Below are 15,268 nucleotides of genomic sequence, written 5' to 3'. Positions count from 1 at the left end.
AGGGAGGATTATCCCTCCTCCAGCAGCAGCAACTCACACACCACCGTCAGCCGCTCCGGCTCGACCAGCGACGCCACCTCCACCACCGCCGCATCGGCGACCAGCTGGCCGGGGATCGCGAATTCGTGTTCGGGCAGGAAGGCGATAAAGGACTCGCCTGCTTCCACCGCTTCGGCACCGTCGAACTCCAGTTCCAAGCGGTGCCGCGCTCCGGCGAAGGTGATGCTCGCCCAGGCTTTTTCCGAATGCGCGGTGATGCGGCCATGCGCTCCGGCGAGCGCCAGCAGCGCCTCTGCCAGCTTCTCGCGCGCACCCTTGTGGCCCGAGCGGGCGGGAGCGGGTGCAGGCTCGTTATCAAAATACATCCGGAGTCTCCATAAAGTTGTTCATGAAATGTTCCACCCGTCTTTCCGTGGCAGGACGGGGTGAGCGGCCATTGCGCAGATCGAGCACAAAGCGCGGATCGCTGGTGGCGAGGCGGCCGAACTTGGTCGGCGGCATTCTGGTGTGGCGCAGGAAGACCTCGATCTTGCGGATAAGCACAGTGTGAACCCCTTTCAGTACGCGTTGAACCAATTGTGTGTGTGACGCGACATTAATTGGGAGGCGGCATTTCATGGCATTTTGTGGCACATAGCGGCATCGAGAGCCGCAGAAATCAGGGGTTTTCGCCGCTTTGCAGTGACGATCTCAAAATTGGCATTTTCTGTCGTCGGGGTGCCTAAAACGGGCCTTCAATTGCTCTGAAACCCGCAGAAATCCGTGGGTGCGTCCCAGTTCCCGACAAAGTGCGTCCCAGATCCCAAAAAGTGGCGGAATTCTGCGGGATTTTCCGCGACAATAATTCGACTTTGCCTGCAATTCAGCAGTGAGAACCGGGACGCTAATCTGTGCGCCTCGCGGCTGGCTATTTCCCCCGTTTCAGGATGAGCAGCTCGCGGGCCTTTTTGGCCTTGCCTGCGCCGCCGACAGTGTAGGTAGTTTCGACCTCTATCAGCTCGAAGCCTGCGAAGATTTCGCGGACTTCGGAGCAGTCGTTGAGCGAGATCAACACGGTGCCCTGGAGCTGCTTTGCGAGGGCTGCCATCTGCTCGAACTGCTCGCGGCCGAAGAGCGGCTGGCCATCGTCATCGGAGCCGTAGTCGTGCTCCGATCCGAAGTATGGCGGATCGCAGTAAAAGAGCATTCCGGCGCGATCCCAGCGGGCCATGAAATCGGCCCAGGGAAGGCGCTCAATTACGACCGATGAAAGGCGCTCGTGGATGGCTTCGAGAATGGGTGCGAGCTTGGTGACATCGAAGCGCGCCGGACCGTGTCGATTGACGCCAAAATGGCGGCCGGAAACCTTGCCGCCGAAGGCTGTGCGCTGGAGGTAGAGAAAGCGCGCTGCGCGCTCCAAATCAGTGAGGGTCGAAGGATCGACGCGCATTAGCCGTTCGAAGCCTTCGCGGGTGGTCAGCTGAAAGCGCAGCATATCCATGAAGGCGACGTAGTGGCGCTGGCAGATGCGGAAGAAAGTCGCCACGTCGGCAGACCAGTCATTGATGATCTCCGTGCGTGGCGCGTGTTCGCGGCGCAGGAAGATGCCGCCCATGCCGACAAAAGGTTCTGCATAGGCCGCGTGCGGCAGGGTTTCGATGAGCGCGCAGACGCGCTTTGCAAGGTTGCGCTTACCGCCAATGTAGGCGGCAGCAGGACGGACCGGATTGACCGGCTGGAGGCAATATGAATTCGGACTCGACTCTGTCATTTCGTTCCCAGTATGTTCCACTGGCTCGCTAGCGAGTGGCGGGGTGAGTCGGGCGGTGCGTAACGTGTGCATTCGCCCGGTCATGACGGGTCCGATCCGTCGGCTTGTGGCGCGGTAACGCCGCAGCTCCCGCCTCGCGGCGGAATTATTGAATTCGCAGGATTGTTCCGCTATGCCGAATGGGCGATGCGCGCGACGCGGTAAATCTTCCCACCGTAGCGCGAGGCCAAGGCCTTGGACCGCTTCCGCAGGGGACAGGAAGTCCTTGCCGCGCATCGTCAGATACTCCGCCCATCGAAGATGATATCGAGGTTGCGCGTCTCGCCGTCGATGTTGCGCTCGCGGCTGCGATGGAAGCTCACAATCGCGGGCATCGCCCTGCCTTCATCCTGTCGAACGACAGCCTTGTAGAACCTTCCTTGCGAAGCGAAGAAGATGAGCTTGTTGTCGCCGTCCTGGGCGATAACCAACGCGCGGGCGATGAGGTCAGGAAGCGAGCGATAGTCGTCAATGGTCAGCTCCGGATGCCCGCGCGAGACTTCCGGCATCAGGCCGAGCTGCTTGCGATAGACATTCGTCGGCAAGACCACGGTGTGGCTCGCAGCCGAGATGCGACTTCTCTGCGCGGCATCGAGCACGGCAACCGGAAACGCGCCTTCGGGTATGGCAAGAAACTGCTCGAAAGCAGGATCATCGACTATAGCGCGAACGGTTGCGCGGGCCTGTGCGACGAGGCCTGCATCGGCTGCACGATCAATCGAGGCCAGCGCCTTGTCTGCGACGGCTCGCAAGTGCGCGATGCCGGGGTTGTAGCCGAAGCCAGGATGGATGCCTCTTGGCACCATTACGGGGCTTTTCCTGCCTGCGGCGAGGAAGGGGCGCGGCGGGCCATCGTCGGGGGGCTCCGATACGGTCCAGCCTTCACGGCGCATCCGTTTTTCGCTGACCTGCTCATAATGGCAACCGCAGCCCCAGCCATTGGGAGGGAAATGCGTTTGCCACCAAGGGTGATCGACTGGCAGGATGATGCCGTGCCAGCTCTGGTGATCCTGACGCGGCTTTTCGCGCCAGTGATCGGAGAGGTAGCGCAGATAGGGAAACAGCGCCTTTTCACGCTGGATTTTGAGCCAGGCGGCAGCCGCCTGCGACATCCTGACATTGGTTCTGAATATGGTCTTCAGACGCCTTTCATTGACGATGACAGGATCGGTTGAACCAGTGAGTTCGGGATCGGTGACGGTGCCCCACCACCCAGCCTTTTGCAGTTCGGGCGCGAGATCGCGCTGCCATGCCTCGAAGGTGCGGCCCTCACGCAGCGCCTCGTCGAGCGACTGGCGGATGGTGCGCAAGAGATCGAGCCTCGCCACCTTCGCCACCGTAAAGGCGGTGGCGTGATCTTCGTGCATCATCTCGTGCCAGCGCATCGAGGGGCGCAGAGCGCCGCGCAGTTCCCAGATGCGCAAGGTGTCATCGGGAGGTAGGAAGATCGAAAGCCGGATGTCTGGCTGGCTCATTCTTCACCATCACCAGCGGCAGCGCGCAGGCGAATAGCATAGCTTGCCCGATGGAGCGCTTCGTAAAGCGGGCCTTCGTCGGCAATGTCGGAGCTATCGAGAAGCGCGAGAATGTCTGCCTCGCTCGAGGCATTGGCAATCCGGTCGAGCAGCGAGCCGGTCATCGTGTGGGCGACCCGCTCGCCTTCGGCGGCAAGGACGTCGTCGACCAGCTCGTCGAGATCGTCGGGCAGAAGCTCCTCTCCGCTTTCGGCGAAGCTCACTTCCTGCACATTGGCATCCCAATCCCCGTTCAACGGTTCGAAGATTTCGGGGCCGAGGACGAGATCACCGCGATAGGGTTTGATCGCAGCGAGATCGATATCGCCGCCCGCATAGGTGATCGTGACGTGCGGAAGGTAGGAAGGATAGTCCCAGCTCGCGCCGCCGCGCCGGATCTCGAGATGTCGGCTCGACAGGCGATCATCGGCAAAATGCAGGACGATTACACCCTTGTCGCCGAGCTGTTCGACCAGACGCGGCCCGCCGCTGACACGCAGGGTTTCCCGATCATCGGTTCCGCCCCAGGGCGTTCCGACGCCGAACCAGTTCACCGGGCGGCGCGAGTAAGCGACGGTGACGTGCATATCGTCGGGGCGCAGGGTCTTTGCAAAGCCCTGCTCCCGCGCCCAAGCGATGATCTCGGGTGCGTTGAGCAGCTTGCGATAGACATAGAGCGGCCGCGGATCGTCAGCCGCAAAGCTGGCCTTTCCACCTGGAGCGGACTTTTGTGCATTTTGTGCAAAGAAGTCCGCCGTCTTCGCCTCGGGCGGCTTACGCTCAAAGCCATCGCCGTAGATCGAGCGGAAGCTCTCTTCGGTGCGAACCCATCCGGTGCGCTGGAGGATTACGTCGGTTTCGGCCTGCAATTTGGTGTCGAGCTCCTCCTCGACATCGCGCATCACTTTGGGTGCCGCTACATCGGGTCCAAAGTTCAGGTCGGTAAACCAACGCGCCGGGCCATCATCATCGTTGAAGCTGTCGGAGAGGATGTCCGCGTCAGATTTCACTACATCGAGCTTTACCCCTTGGTGCACCTGCGCTTGGCTCAATGACGCACCGTCATCGGTGGTCATTGTCTGCGAGAGCACGACCTTGCTGATCGCTGCGTCCATGTATTTGCACAGCGTCTCGAAATTGGTGATCGATCCGGACTGGGCGACCTGCATCAGCTCGATTGCCATGCCTTCGGGGATGGCTATGCCGCTGTCGGTGGCGAAGGCCTGGAGCGCTGCCAGGAGCTTAGTGATCTGGGCATCCGGTGTGCCCTGTCGATACTTGCCGACAGCGGTCGGCGTCGAATAGCGGTCAGTGAAATTGTTCCAGAAGCGGACGCCATTGCGCTTGAACAGAGTGGGCCAGTAGAGCCATTCGGCAAGGCCGCGTCCGTAAGGTTCGTCATCGTCGGATGCGCCTGCTGTCGCCACCCAGAATTTGCGTGCCGGAAGCTCTTCGCCGCGCACCAGATCATCGCGGGTGAGAAGGCGGAGTGCGCCCTCATCATCGTAGCGGAATCGGCGAGCGTGGCGCACCTTCACCCGAAACTGGAGCAGCCCGTCCTTCGGCTCCCAGATCAGCTCGGCAACGGAATAGCCGTAAAAGGTGGCGAACAGCATCTTGTCCGTAATGCGATCCCAGCCAATGCGCAGAAGATTGGCGCGCAAGGCGTCGGCAGCGGCCACAGATCGCGGATCGTCCTCATCGCCGGGCACGACGTTCCAGTCGCGGGAGACGACGGCACCGCGCCGCTGCTGCAGGGTCGAAAACACCTGATCGTCTTCGAGGATCTTATCGTAGACGCCCCAATCGACCGAGCGGAGCAGGCGCGGGTCTCGCGGTTGTTGCAGTCCGCGAATATAAGGGCGGGTAATATCGCGGCCATCGGCAGTGGTGGCGATTTCATTGCCGAGACCTTCGATCTGCGCACCCTTCGCGCCGCTGCGCGCCCGAATGTTTTTCTTCAAACTGGGTGAAACGGCCATATCAGTATCCCATCACATTCGAGCGGGCACCCGTCGTGCCAAAGCCCTGATCCCCGATTTGGCGGGCGCGCGAATTGCCGACCGTGCTGCGAGAGCCCACCGAGCGGAAATCGATCACGCCGGTTTCCTCGTCGGCGGCGGCGCGCAGGTGCATGAGCGCGATGGCATTGTCCCCGTGTCGCTGACCTTTGGCTCCATCGGCCTTGGAGATGATCGAGCGGTCGGGGATCTTCGGCACGCCGCGCACGAGCTTGACCATGCGTAGATCTTCGAGGGTGCCTTCGTCCTTCGGGATGATGATGGTGCGATCCTCGATCGAGGCGCGCAGCTTCGGCATGAAGGCGAGATAAGTTTTGTCGGAGGTTTGCACGGCTTCTACGCGGTCGAAGCCCCAGCGTTGCTGCATGGCCTCGGCCAGCGCTGACCCGTTGCCGCGAGCATCCATCTTGCCTGCAGCGAAGAGCGGCAGGCGGGCGATGATCCAGTTGAGGACGAATTCCTGTTCCTTGAACGGCACATTGCGCATTTCGAGGATGAAGCGGTTGACCAGGCGCATCAACTCGTCGCGTTGGCCGAAGGCGAGCGGAGAGACGTCGCCGCTGCGCGCGAAGTCCTGGCCGAAAAATGAGGGATAGCGGCGGTCGAAATCTGCAATCCAGGGTGCGATCTCGTCCTCGCAGAATTCGCGGACGTAGTCGGTGCGGTATTCGTCGCTCTCGCGCTCGAAGCCTTCGGGGCAGTTGAGGCGGATAACGGGTAGCTCCGCCGACATCGCTGCCTCGATCGTAGCGCGGGCGATGTAGACGCCGCTGCCGCGCGCGGGGATCACGTCCAGCTCCTCCGCAGCCGCCTCGCCATAGGTCTTGCGGAGATTGGCCTCCCATTCGATCTCGGCCTCTTCCGACCACTCCTTGCCGGTTACAAGGCAGATGCGCTTGTAGAGACCTTCATCGAGCGCACGGCGCAGTGTGACGCGCTGGACGTGCCCACGCTTCTTGCCTGCCCGGATATCCTCGATGAGCTCGTTGAACGGATTATCAGCGCCGTCATGGGTGGAAATGAGCACGACGCGGCCGCCCCACATAAGCAGCGCGAGGGCAGCCTTGAGCAGCTCGTCCAACTGATCGTGGAAGGCAGCCTCATCGATGATGACCTTGCCCTGTTTGCCGCGCAGCGATCGCGGCTTGGAGGACAGCGCGACGATGGAGTAGCCCGACGGGAAATCGATACGGAAGGCCTTGATGCCTTCCTCCGATCCGTCGTTGTAAAGGATCTCCGATGCCTTTGTTGCGGCACGATCAAAGGCCTTGGCGAAGGTCGAGCAATAGTCGACGAATTCGCGCGTCATTTCCAGATTATACGCGATGTAGAAGACGTCCATGCCAGCCGCGCCCGCCTGCGCGGCGGTGAGGACGGCATCGGCGGCAAAGCCATAGGTGATACCGGTGCGTCGGCTCTTCTCAATAGCGAGAAGCTGATGTTCCGCGCTAAGTTTGAGAGACTCCGACTGGTATGGAAGGAGAACTGGCGGGTGATCGCTCACGAACGGCCCTCCGCCTTCTTGTGTCGCTTGAAGTTCGGGCGCTTGCTCCGCCGAGGACGATGCCCGGCGTGGGAATGATCGGTCCAGGTGCGCCTGCCTTCCGCGACATCGCGGAAAAAGCGGCGCGCCTCTGGCAGGCCGGACTGGCCATCGAGCGCCACAAGGTCGAAATGCGGCGGCGCGAACGGCGAGCGGCGCGGGCGATAGTGATCGGAGACCCGGATATTCCAGATGCGGCCCAAGCGGTCTTTGACATCGATGTAGCGCGACGTGGTGAAACTGCGCGAGCGCGAGCATTTCGGCATTTCAGCACGCAGTCCGAACGCACGGGCAGCCTCCACCAAGGTCAGAGCCAGAAATGCGAGATCGCCGGGGCCGTCACCGGATTTGCCAACGACGCGGCGGACGGTTGAAATCTCGTCGACCATCACTCGAGACCCAAAATGTCGCGGCGGATTGCTTCGATCGTTGCAGGCGATGCTCCGGTCTTGCGCGCCGCATTCTCGGCCGCGTCGGCCGCTCGTTCACGGTCCCTCTTGCGGTCCTCCTCGCGTGCCTTCATCGCATCGGTGGCCACCAACAAACTGCCGTCCTTGGTATTGCGGTTTTTGATCAGAGAGATGGCGTCGAGCTTACCGAGATCGAGTTCTTCTTCTCCGCCAGCCATTGGCACAATCGCCCTGGTAATAAGGCTGGTCAGGATCTGGGTGTTGAGTTTGGCCTGATCGCTATCGCCTTCAGCAAGATCCTCACCGATTGCCTTTGCGACGATGCGCACTTGCCTCTGTTCGGACGCGAGCTCGCGCAAGTTGCGGACATAACGGGCTACCGATGAGCGAGAACGCTGCTCGCCTTCATCCTCGATGAGCTCGACGATCTCATCAATCGTCTTCCCTCGGCTGACCGCACGGTCAATGGCGGCCTTGATCTCCTCCGGCAGGGTGAGAATTTTGGAGCGGGCACCCATGTTCAGCGCCCCGTGCGGTGGCGGTGGATGCCATCGATGCGCAGCCTGCCCTCCGACACGTCGGAGCCGTCCGGCTCGATCTCGGCCACGACGAACGGGCCGATCTCCTCGAGCGTTACCAGCTGCTGCTCGGCGAGCCAGCGTAGCTGTTCTGCGACATCCCGGCGCGCGACGCGGTGGCCGAGCGCGATGAGCAGTCGGGCGATAACGTCATCGTTCTGCTGGCCGCCGATATCGTGGAGCAGATCGAGAATGGCGCGGCGAATGACGGGAAGGATGGCAGCCGGAATTGTCATCAGGCACCCTTCTTTTCGAGCATAGCGTGGAGATAGGTGCTCTGGGTGTTGAGCTGGTCTCTCAAGCCCTCAATGCCGACTTCGACGCGGCCGACGCGCTCAGCGATTTTTCCGATATCCTTGGAAAGGTCGGTCTTGTTCGGGCTGCGCGAATTCTCGGCCATCAGTTGCGTGATGCGCTCTTCGCTGGCGATCTGACGGTCCGCCGTGTTGCGCGCCAACAGCATTACGGCGTCAATCTCGCTATTGACCTCTTGCCGAAGCTTCTCGAGCGCCAGCTCGCGATCGGTGCGGAGCTTTTCGATGTCAGCCTTGGTCGGGAATTGGGTCTTCAGCCAGGCGAAGCCGCCAGCGAGGACAAAGGGTGTGATAAAGGCGGCAATCGGCCAAATGGTGCGGATGATGTCGAGCAGGCTCATCCGTGAAGCCCTTCCGATTGCTGATTATCGACGGTCATTGAAGCGCCCTCTTGAAACGCGGTTTCAGGTCGCGTTTGGGGCTAATGCAATCGGGTTTGCAGGCAGGGGGTGAGCGGCCTCACCTTGGGGCTTTTGAGCCTAGGATGCTTCGAAGAGATCGATCTGGCGGTCGTCGCCCCTGGACGGGCGCTGGAGCGGGACGGCACCTGCCGCCTCGTTCGTGCGGTTGACGAGCTGCGAGACGTAGGTGCGGGCCGTGCCCAGAATGCGGGCGGCTTCGCGCACCGTCATATCGCCGTTTCGCACGGACGCAAGGACAGGCGCTCGGCGGGCCTCGTCGAGAGCTGCGCGACCGACGGGCAATTCGAGTTCGTTGCCGCCATAGATCTGCGCCATGATCTTGACGCGGCGCGCATCGAGAACTTCGCGGAAGGGGCTGCGCTCTGGGTCCATCGGGACGCGCACCTGCTGCCCACCAAGACGGTCGATGAGCTGCAGGGTCGACCAGGCACCGATGTGATCTGCCATCTCGACCATTTGCGCGGGCCACTTGCTAGTGACCTTTGCGTCCTCGGGGATCGGCAGATCGGCAAGCGTGATGCCAGGGTGATAGGTGGCGGTCACGCTGCCCTCCAGAGGATCGGCTGCTGATCGCTAGCAATGCGATGCTGACCGCGCGCCATTGGATGCTTGGGAGCGCCGCTCTTCGTCTTGCCCCAGCACCAAAGGTCAGGATAGGGTGCCACGCCCGACTGGATTTCCTCCACGACGTGCTCGATCCAATCTTCGTCCCACGCGATCACGCCCCAGCAAACGAATACCTTATCAGCCTGCTTAGCAGCACTCACGAGGGCTGGCAGATTGCGGAAATGGATTTCGTCGCGCACGTACCAATTGGGGCCGTTACTCTCCCAGTCCGCCCATTTGCGGCAAACCGAGGGGTGCGGCGAAACCTTCGCGTAGAGGTTCATGATGTCATAGCCGCCGAAGCCGAACAGCTTGAACCACGCATTGAGCCAGCGAGTGGTATTATCCTCGCGCTCGGCACCTGCGTCAGATGGATTACAGCCGATAACCAGCGCGCGAGGCCCTTCTCCCCAAGACCGAGAGAGGATCCTTCGAATATCGGGCGAAGGGAAGAATGCTGTTCGCTTCATGATCGGATCGCCGAATAGGTCACGCTCGTCTGTCACTTGCGCACCTCGCGCCAGCGCCTGCCGAGCTTCTGGATCACCTCGTCGAGCTGCGACGGATGGCCGATCTCGACCGCTACTGTCACACCCGCTTTGCGCAGCTTGGCCTTGAGCGCGGCGATGACGGCCCGCCGTTCGGGATTGGCGCGATCACCGGTGTCCTCGGGCCAGACGACGCCTTCACGCTCCAGCCAGCCTTTCAGCGCTTCGATGACGGCAGGTGCCTTGCGGTGATCGAGGAAGCGGAGGCTATCGATCTTCGTCTGGCGCTTCACGAAGGCAGACAGGGCGTTGTCGCCAGGATCATTGATTGCGCCGAGCCAGTAGAGGCTCCACCAGAGCGCCTTGATCTTGCCGATATGGGCGCGGTCGGGGTGGGGGCCTTTCCAGTCGCGGTTGAGATGGTCGAGCAGCTGGCCGAGCTGGCTCTCGTCCATTTCTGCCATCGAGGCGACGCCGGTGATATTCTCCTGCAGATCCTTGCGGGCATCGTCATCGATCCCTTTGCGGCGGCAGGCGGCCAGGACGGCGCGCATTTTGCGGGTGCGGGCATCGGTTGGCGCGCGACGAACTTGGCGACGGACAGCGTCCGCCTCGACACGATCGGTGCGCGTGGGCAGCTTGGCGTTAGGCATTCTGAAGCTCCCGATAACGGTGGAGTGCTTGGCGGGCGTTCTCGATCCATCGACGGAGTGCAGCAGGGGCGGCCTCTTCCTTTTGATCGTCCATCCACGTGGCGACGTTGGCGATCACGAAGTGGGTCCGAATAGGATAACCGAGCAACCTAGGCCCGACAGTCCACTTCTTGTCGCCATAGATCCCGAACAGCTCTTCGAGGACGTGAAGAGCATCCTGCGGGAAGGCGCTGCGCAAATCGCGGGCCAGATCGAAGGCCTCTTTGAGGTCCTGTGCTTGGCGGGGGGAAAGTCCAGTCATCCGAAATCCCGCTCCGTCATGATCGCGGGATCATCCGAGGTTGTGCGCCGGATGTAAGCGATGGGCTGGGGATCGAGGATCGTGTTGCCGCAGCGCCAGCCTTCGGGCGACCAACTCGCGGCGAAGCGGTGGCCCCGATGATCGCGCACCAGGCGGGATCGGCCCCGCGCTGCCTCGTCCAGTCTGCACCAGTGGTGAGGCATCAGCCGTCCTCCCCTTCGCCCGCAGACGAGGCTTTGCCGCGCCGGACGAGTTGGTCGCCTTCGAAGGCATCTGCTTCGTCAAACCAGTCGTCATCCAGCTCCGGCTTGCTGTCCTCGTCCTCAATGTCGCGGATCTTGCAGACGGCCTGTTCAACCAGCTCGAATTTGCATTCGATCGGCGCGCCGCATTCGGCGCACTCGGTGTCGCCTTCCTCCTGATCGGAATAGCAGCAGGGCGTGGTGAAATAGGTCACGCCAACAGTGTTGGTGCATTCCTCTCCGGCTTCGACCTCGAATTTTCCGTATCGCTTACCCATTAGCCACCTCCAGCAGGACGTCGGCGTGGCAGGGTTCGCAGTCGGGGCAGTCCACGCCGAGCGGCTTGCCCAGCGCGTGGGCGTCGCAGAGCTTGCACCAGCAGGCGAGGTTCTTGCCGCGCAGCTCGGACAGGTCGAGGGGCGGCGCGGGGAAAGCGTGCGGGATGCCCCAGTGGGGCTCTCCCTTGATCCAGCAGCGGAAGATTTCGATGGCCGCTTCTGCGCTCGGCTTGCCGATGATCTGGGTGAAGTCCGATCCCTTCCACGGATTGCCGAAGCTGGTCGGCCGCGCCACGCTCATCGTGTTTTCTGGCAGGCGCGCACCTTTCGTCCTGCGCAGCTGGATGCGGCGCGGGCGCTGATCGGCGGCGGGGTTGCAGGCCTCTTCGGGCGTTGCTGCCAGCTCGGCAAAGTCGATGGTGTAATTGTCGCTCGCATCACGGGAGCGGCGCTCGCCAGGCGCAAGGCCGACAAGGCAGCGACCGCCGTCAAGATGCTGGACGATCCGCACCGGCTTGGCGGTGCGCCGCAGATAGCCGATCGATCCGGCGAAGGGGAATTCAGTGGCTGTTTTCAGCATCGGAAGGCTCCTCGATGAGGTTGTAGAGGCCGAAGCGGCGGGCCTCGTTCTGGAGGGCTTTGAGGCGGGCACGCGCGCGGGCGATCTGACCAGGTAGGCGGTAGACCTTCCCTTCGAACTGCTTGGGTGTCATGCCGTGGATGCGGTCGCTCATCGCTCCAGCTCCTGTTCGACGGCGTCCATCGCCCGAAACTCGCGGCGGATTTCGCGGAAGAGCTGGGTTGCCCGCCAAAGCGAGACGGCGATGGTCACCAGCGCCATCGCGGCGATGGTGCCGAAGAAGGCGGCAAGGCCGACATAAAAGGCGGTCATCATCGCGCTTCCCTCCGCGCGAGCTCGGCCCGCAAAGCCTCTGTGCTCGCCCAGGCGAGATCGGGTTGGGTGGCGTTGATCGGCAGATAGCGGCCTGTTTCGGTGCGGCGCAGGAAACCGTAGCTGACAAGGGCCTGCAGCCGCTCGTGGACATGGCTCACGCCGCCGCCGACTTCCTTGGCGATCGTGCGCTGGGTGGGCGAATAGCCGTGCTGCGCATAGAAGCTGCGCACGTAATCCAGAACCTGGCGTTGTTTCGGTGTCATGGTGTGGTCTCCAGGGAGGCGAGCCGCTGGCGCGAACGGGCGGCGAGCCGGTCGGTCAGGGCAAGGAAGGTCGGGTCTTGATCCCGCATTTCTTCGGCGCGGCAGACCGCGTGCAGGATCGTGGTGTGGTGGCGTCCGCCCAGAGCGCGGCCGATTTCGGGGAGCGAGCCAGCGCCGCTTTTGTGCGCGGCCCAGGCAACAGCAGCGCGCAGGCGGAAGCCGCCCATTCGCGCCGCGACGATATCGGGCACGCGCACCTTTTCCAGCACCGCAAGGTCGAGCAGGACGGCGGTGACCGGAGGGATCAGCTCGGAGGCGGAAAGGCGATCCATCAGTGGACTGCCTTTTCGGAAAGCTGCGCCTTTACACCGTCCTGCCAATCGGCAAGCGCGGCCAGCGCCTTGCCGACGGTTTCGACTTCTTCGGGCGAGAGAACCACCGTCGTCTGTTTCCGATCAAGAACCAGGGTAATGACGGCGCTTGGCTCGCCATCGACAATCATCGGAGCGATGCCGAGCGCGCTCTGAAATCCGGCCTTGTTGCGGGGCATCACTTCTGATTGCGCCGCTCTACCGGCTGCGACGCGAGCGGCCATAAATCTGACCTGCGTCTTCGCAATGACCGTCTGGCTGCTCATGACGCTTTCCCGTTAAGTTCGGCGTCGCATTCGTCAGCGAAGCGATCAAAGAGGTCTGCCGCCTGGCGAAGCCGTTTTGCAGCGGTGCGCGGCGCGCCGTCCTGTAGGTAGATGCCAGCGAGCGTTATCAGGTCGGATGCCTCGCCAATCGGGTGTTTGTCAGTGCTGCTCATGATCGTTTCCCTTCTGTGGAGGATGCGAGGGGTGTGTCGGGGTGGCTCGGCTCGGCGAGCGGGAGGGCGGTTCCGCAGCGGGCGCATTCGGCGGTTGTCCGGCCGACGTGCCAGCTGCGGCTGCCGCAGCCTGGGCAAACCGCCCCTTCCGAGCGCCGGAAGAGCACCCGCAGGCCGCGCTGCGCTTTCAGATCGAGCGCAGCCTGCGAGGGGATCGCCGACGAGACAGGAGCGGCACTCACCGGTCTGCTCCCGCAGTGTCTTCGATGTCCGAATTGTTCGGGCAGGTCGGGCAAGCGCGGGCGTAGCCGTGGTGCATTTGCGTGCGCGGCGTGCCCTTGCGGCGGCGGTTGCGGATGCAGGCGGAAAGCGGGATCGTCTCGCCCCAGATCGGACAGATCACCTCGTCCCCGCCCAGCACGGAGCGGACGAGCTGCTCGGCCTCTTCATAGCTTCCGGTGTAGCGGCGATTGATGATCCGGCTGATGTAGCCAGAGGATTTCTCCAACTGCTCGCCGACCTTCTCCTGGCTGGTTGCATCGCAAGCCTGCGCCAGCGTTGCGATCCACTCGGGCATCTCCTCGCCCCAGGCAGCGGCTGCCTTGATCTGGTTGCCGCGCGCGAGGGCGGGGTGCGAATTGTTAACCCTAACAATCATGGTTAACTTACCCCCCCGACCTTAGAGGGGCGCTTTCCCGCCATTCCAGGCAGCGCGTAGATCACCTTGTGGGTGTGAAGCTGGCCGTCATTGCGGTCATCGGCTTCGACGATCGAGCAATTCCCCTCGTTGCGGCGGCGGATCACCGGATGCTTCGGCCCCGTGTTGCGGACGAGCTTGAAGCGCGCTGTTTCCCTCGGCTCGCGGGGGAGTTCGAGGAGGTAGCCGGTGCGAACCAGCGCGCCGACAAACTCGACCGCGCCTTTCTCGCCTGCTTCGGCGGCAAGGCAGATCGTCTTGAGATCGAATTCCTTGAGCACCCGCATTACTGCCCAGAGGCGCTGCCTGCCGGACAGTTTGGGCACGGTGCGGCCTGGGCGGCGGGGAAGCGATGGCGGCACGGCTTTTTCCTTTGCGTGTTCGGTCATGATGAAGCGGATCGGGTTAAGCTGGGCGAGCAGCAGGCCGCGCCGCGACCAGTTGTCGACAAGGGAGAAGAACAGCTCCGGCTCGATCTCGGCGAGTGTGAAGGCCTCGCCCTGGCTGACCGCGCCCTTGGCGTGGCGGAAGATCGACCAGAGCCGCCGCGCCGGTGACATCGAGAGGTCGGCGGCGAGCTGCTCTGCTGGGATGTCTTTGGGGAGCGAAGCCATCAGCGCGCCCTCGCAGCCGAGCTGGTCGAGCGGCGCACCGGCAGCGCGCCGTTCTCGATCCGGCGCTGGCCCCACCAGGCGAGATCGATGGCCAGCGTCCCGTCATCCACTGCGAGGTTTTGCGCGCGCTCCAGATTGGTGACGATCCGTCGTGTTACACCTTGGCAGGTGCGGGCGATTTCGAGGACGAGATCGTCGGCAACGCTGACGCGGCGGCAATAGTGGTTGCGCAGCTTGAGCGCGTCCTCTTCGCTGGCAGGCTGCGCCGGAGTGTGGGCGAGAATGCGGTTGTCGAACCGCTCCCATTCTTTGAGCTTGGAAGGCAGCGCCTCCTCGCCGATCATCAGGATCGCTACCGAGGTCGCGTCGTGAATGTCGCGGATGATATCGACCATCTGCTTCTTCACCAGATAGTCCATTTCATCGATGATGATCGGGCGCGGGTGCGCGTTCAAATGCTCGATCAGCTGCTCGAGGATGCGCGGGCCGGTCTTCTCGACGCGGACGATCCCGACAGCCTCTGCCAGCGCGGTAAGCAGGCTGCGCTGCGTCCAGATCGACTTGGCCTCGACATAGCCCGCGTCAAAGCGCGCAGCGGTGAAGGCCGCGCCGACGCTCTTGCCGTAGCCGGAGGGGCCGTAGAACACGCCGAGGCGCGGCATATTCTCGCTGGCGGCGGCGCAATCGGCCATCGTCTGATAGGCGAGCGCCATGTTCGTCAGTTGCGCGTGGCCGGTGACCGGCGCGCTGACTGGAGGCGGCTTTGCGCCCGCGTCCGCCTGCGCTGCGTTACCGTGTTTCATGGGAAATTCCTTTCGTGTGAAAGCGGC

General features: G+C 62.7%; 26 protein-coding genes. All 26 read right to left on the bottom strand.

Features of this window, described 5'->3' with window-relative positions; all coding sequences use genetic code 11:
• Positions 1 to 8 precede the first annotated feature (8 nt).
• Positions 9 to 365: a hypothetical protein gene (locus ACS0VV_RS08150; protein WP_483532216.1), complete on the bottom strand. Its 357-nt coding sequence runs from the start codon at positions 363 to 365 to the stop codon at positions 9 to 11.
• Positions 355 to 543, bottom strand: coding sequence for a hypothetical protein (locus tag ACS0VV_RS08145; RefSeq protein WP_483532215.1), 189 nt, complete (start codon positions 541 to 543; stop codon positions 355 to 357). Before ACS0VV_RS08145 ends, ACS0VV_RS08150 begins: the two co-directional genes overlap by 11 nt.
• 364 nt (positions 544 to 907) lie before the next feature.
• Positions 908 to 2,026 (bottom strand): DNA adenine methylase, encoded by a 1,119-nt coding sequence (locus ACS0VV_RS08140; protein ID WP_483532214.1) that lies wholly within the window; start codon positions 2,024 to 2,026, stop codon positions 908 to 910.
• Positions 2,027 to 2,028: 2 nt separating this feature from the next.
• Positions 2,029 to 3,264, bottom strand: coding sequence for a phage head morphogenesis protein (locus ACS0VV_RS08135; RefSeq protein WP_483532213.1), 1,236 nt, complete (start codon positions 3,262 to 3,264; stop codon positions 2,029 to 2,031).
• Positions 3,261 to 5,285: a phage portal protein family protein gene (locus ACS0VV_RS08130; RefSeq protein ID WP_483532212.1), complete on the bottom strand. Its 2,025-nt coding sequence runs from the start codon at positions 5,283 to 5,285 to the stop codon at positions 3,261 to 3,263. The genes ACS0VV_RS08135 and ACS0VV_RS08130 overlap by 4 nt, the downstream gene beginning before the upstream one ends.
• 1 nt (position 5,286) lies before the next feature.
• Positions 5,287 to 6,828 (bottom strand): terminase large subunit domain-containing protein, encoded by a 1,542-nt coding sequence (locus ACS0VV_RS08125; protein WP_483532211.1) that lies wholly within the window; start codon positions 6,826 to 6,828, stop codon positions 5,287 to 5,289.
• Complete coding sequence (locus ACS0VV_RS08120; RefSeq protein ID WP_483532210.1) at positions 6,825 to 7,256, bottom strand: hypothetical protein; 432 nt, start codon at positions 7,254 to 7,256, stop codon at positions 6,825 to 6,827. Before ACS0VV_RS08120 ends, ACS0VV_RS08125 begins: the two co-directional genes overlap by 4 nt.
• Positions 7,256 to 7,795, bottom strand: a complete 540-nt coding sequence (locus ACS0VV_RS08115; RefSeq protein ID WP_483532209.1) for a phage protein Gp27 family protein — start codon at positions 7,793 to 7,795, stop codon at positions 7,256 to 7,258. Before ACS0VV_RS08115 ends, ACS0VV_RS08120 begins: the two co-directional genes overlap by 1 nt.
• A gap of 2 nt (positions 7,796 to 7,797) precedes the next feature.
• Complete coding sequence (locus tag ACS0VV_RS08110; RefSeq protein WP_483532208.1) at positions 7,798 to 8,091, bottom strand: VpaChn25_0724 family phage protein; 294 nt, start codon at positions 8,089 to 8,091, stop codon at positions 7,798 to 7,800.
• Complete coding sequence (locus ACS0VV_RS08105; RefSeq protein WP_483532207.1) at positions 8,091 to 8,510, bottom strand: hypothetical protein; 420 nt, start codon at positions 8,508 to 8,510, stop codon at positions 8,091 to 8,093. Before ACS0VV_RS08105 ends, ACS0VV_RS08110 begins: the two co-directional genes overlap by 1 nt.
• A 138-nt stretch (positions 8,511 to 8,648) precedes the next feature.
• Positions 8,649 to 9,134, bottom strand: coding sequence for a hypothetical protein (locus ACS0VV_RS08100; protein ID WP_483532206.1), 486 nt, complete (start codon positions 9,132 to 9,134; stop codon positions 8,649 to 8,651).
• Positions 9,131 to 9,703, bottom strand: a complete 573-nt coding sequence (locus ACS0VV_RS08095; RefSeq protein ID WP_483532205.1) for a DUF1643 domain-containing protein — start codon at positions 9,701 to 9,703, stop codon at positions 9,131 to 9,133. Before ACS0VV_RS08095 ends, ACS0VV_RS08100 begins: the two co-directional genes overlap by 4 nt.
• Positions 9,700 to 10,338 (bottom strand): regulatory protein GemA, encoded by a 639-nt coding sequence (locus ACS0VV_RS08090; protein WP_483532204.1) that lies wholly within the window; start codon positions 10,336 to 10,338, stop codon positions 9,700 to 9,702. Before ACS0VV_RS08090 ends, ACS0VV_RS08095 begins: the two co-directional genes overlap by 4 nt.
• On the bottom strand, positions 10,331 to 10,639 hold the full coding sequence (locus ACS0VV_RS08085) for a hypothetical protein (RefSeq protein WP_483532203.1): 309 nt from the start codon (positions 10,637 to 10,639) through the stop codon (positions 10,331 to 10,333). The genes ACS0VV_RS08090 and ACS0VV_RS08085 overlap by 8 nt, the downstream gene beginning before the upstream one ends.
• A complete protein-coding gene (locus ACS0VV_RS08080) occupies positions 10,636 to 10,788 on the bottom strand; it encodes a hypothetical protein (RefSeq protein WP_483532202.1) in 153 nt (50 codons plus the stop codon). Before ACS0VV_RS08080 ends, ACS0VV_RS08085 begins: the two co-directional genes overlap by 4 nt.
• 53 nt (positions 10,789 to 10,841) lie before the next feature.
• On the bottom strand, positions 10,842 to 11,159 hold the full coding sequence (locus tag ACS0VV_RS08075; RefSeq protein ID WP_483532201.1) for a hypothetical protein: 318 nt from the start codon (positions 11,157 to 11,159) through the stop codon (positions 10,842 to 10,844).
• Positions 11,152 to 11,739, bottom strand: a complete 588-nt coding sequence (locus ACS0VV_RS08070; protein ID WP_483532200.1) for a DUF4326 domain-containing protein — start codon at positions 11,737 to 11,739, stop codon at positions 11,152 to 11,154. The genes ACS0VV_RS08075 and ACS0VV_RS08070 overlap by 8 nt, the downstream gene beginning before the upstream one ends.
• Entirely contained in the window at positions 11,720 to 11,893 is a 174-nt protein-coding gene (locus ACS0VV_RS08065) for a hypothetical protein (RefSeq protein WP_483532199.1), read from the bottom strand. The genes ACS0VV_RS08070 and ACS0VV_RS08065 overlap by 20 nt, the downstream gene beginning before the upstream one ends.
• Positions 11,890 to 12,054 carry a hypothetical protein gene (locus tag ACS0VV_RS08060; RefSeq protein ID WP_483532198.1) on the bottom strand — a complete coding sequence of 55 codons (165 nt, stop codon included), beginning with the start codon at positions 12,052 to 12,054 and terminating at the stop codon, positions 11,890 to 11,892. Before ACS0VV_RS08060 ends, ACS0VV_RS08065 begins: the two co-directional genes overlap by 4 nt.
• Positions 12,051 to 12,317 (bottom strand): LexA family protein, encoded by a 267-nt coding sequence (locus tag ACS0VV_RS08055; RefSeq protein WP_483532197.1) that lies wholly within the window; start codon positions 12,315 to 12,317, stop codon positions 12,051 to 12,053. Before ACS0VV_RS08055 ends, ACS0VV_RS08060 begins: the two co-directional genes overlap by 4 nt.
• Positions 12,314 to 12,649 carry a helix-turn-helix domain-containing protein gene (locus ACS0VV_RS08050; protein WP_483532196.1) on the bottom strand — a complete coding sequence of 112 codons (336 nt, stop codon included), beginning with the start codon at positions 12,647 to 12,649 and terminating at the stop codon, positions 12,314 to 12,316. The genes ACS0VV_RS08055 and ACS0VV_RS08050 overlap by 4 nt, the downstream gene beginning before the upstream one ends.
• The gene (locus tag ACS0VV_RS08045) at positions 12,649 to 12,867 is read right to left on the bottom strand and encodes a hypothetical protein (protein ID WP_483532195.1); all 219 of its coding nucleotides are present in this window, start codon (positions 12,865 to 12,867) and stop codon (positions 12,649 to 12,651) included. Before ACS0VV_RS08045 ends, ACS0VV_RS08050 begins: the two co-directional genes overlap by 1 nt.
• A gap of 83 nt (positions 12,868 to 12,950) precedes the next feature.
• Positions 12,951 to 13,127 (bottom strand): hypothetical protein, encoded by a 177-nt coding sequence (locus ACS0VV_RS08040; protein WP_483532194.1) that lies wholly within the window; start codon positions 13,125 to 13,127, stop codon positions 12,951 to 12,953.
• Between the two features lie 238 nt (positions 13,128 to 13,365).
• The gene (locus ACS0VV_RS08035; protein WP_483532193.1) at positions 13,366 to 13,785 is read right to left on the bottom strand and encodes a hypothetical protein; all 420 of its coding nucleotides are present in this window, start codon (positions 13,783 to 13,785) and stop codon (positions 13,366 to 13,368) included.
• Positions 13,786 to 13,787: 2 nt separating this feature from the next.
• The gene (locus ACS0VV_RS08030; RefSeq protein WP_483532192.1) at positions 13,788 to 14,438 is read right to left on the bottom strand and encodes a hypothetical protein; all 651 of its coding nucleotides are present in this window, start codon (positions 14,436 to 14,438) and stop codon (positions 13,788 to 13,790) included.
• Positions 14,438 to 15,241: an AAA family ATPase gene (locus ACS0VV_RS08025; RefSeq protein WP_483532191.1), complete on the bottom strand. Its 804-nt coding sequence runs from the start codon at positions 15,239 to 15,241 to the stop codon at positions 14,438 to 14,440. Before ACS0VV_RS08025 ends, ACS0VV_RS08030 begins: the two co-directional genes overlap by 1 nt.
• Positions 15,242 to 15,268: the final 27 nt, after the last annotated feature.

The organism is Aurantiacibacter sp. KMU-128, from assembly GCF_056933515.1.
This window is presented reverse-complemented; position numbering and strand designations above follow the sequence as displayed.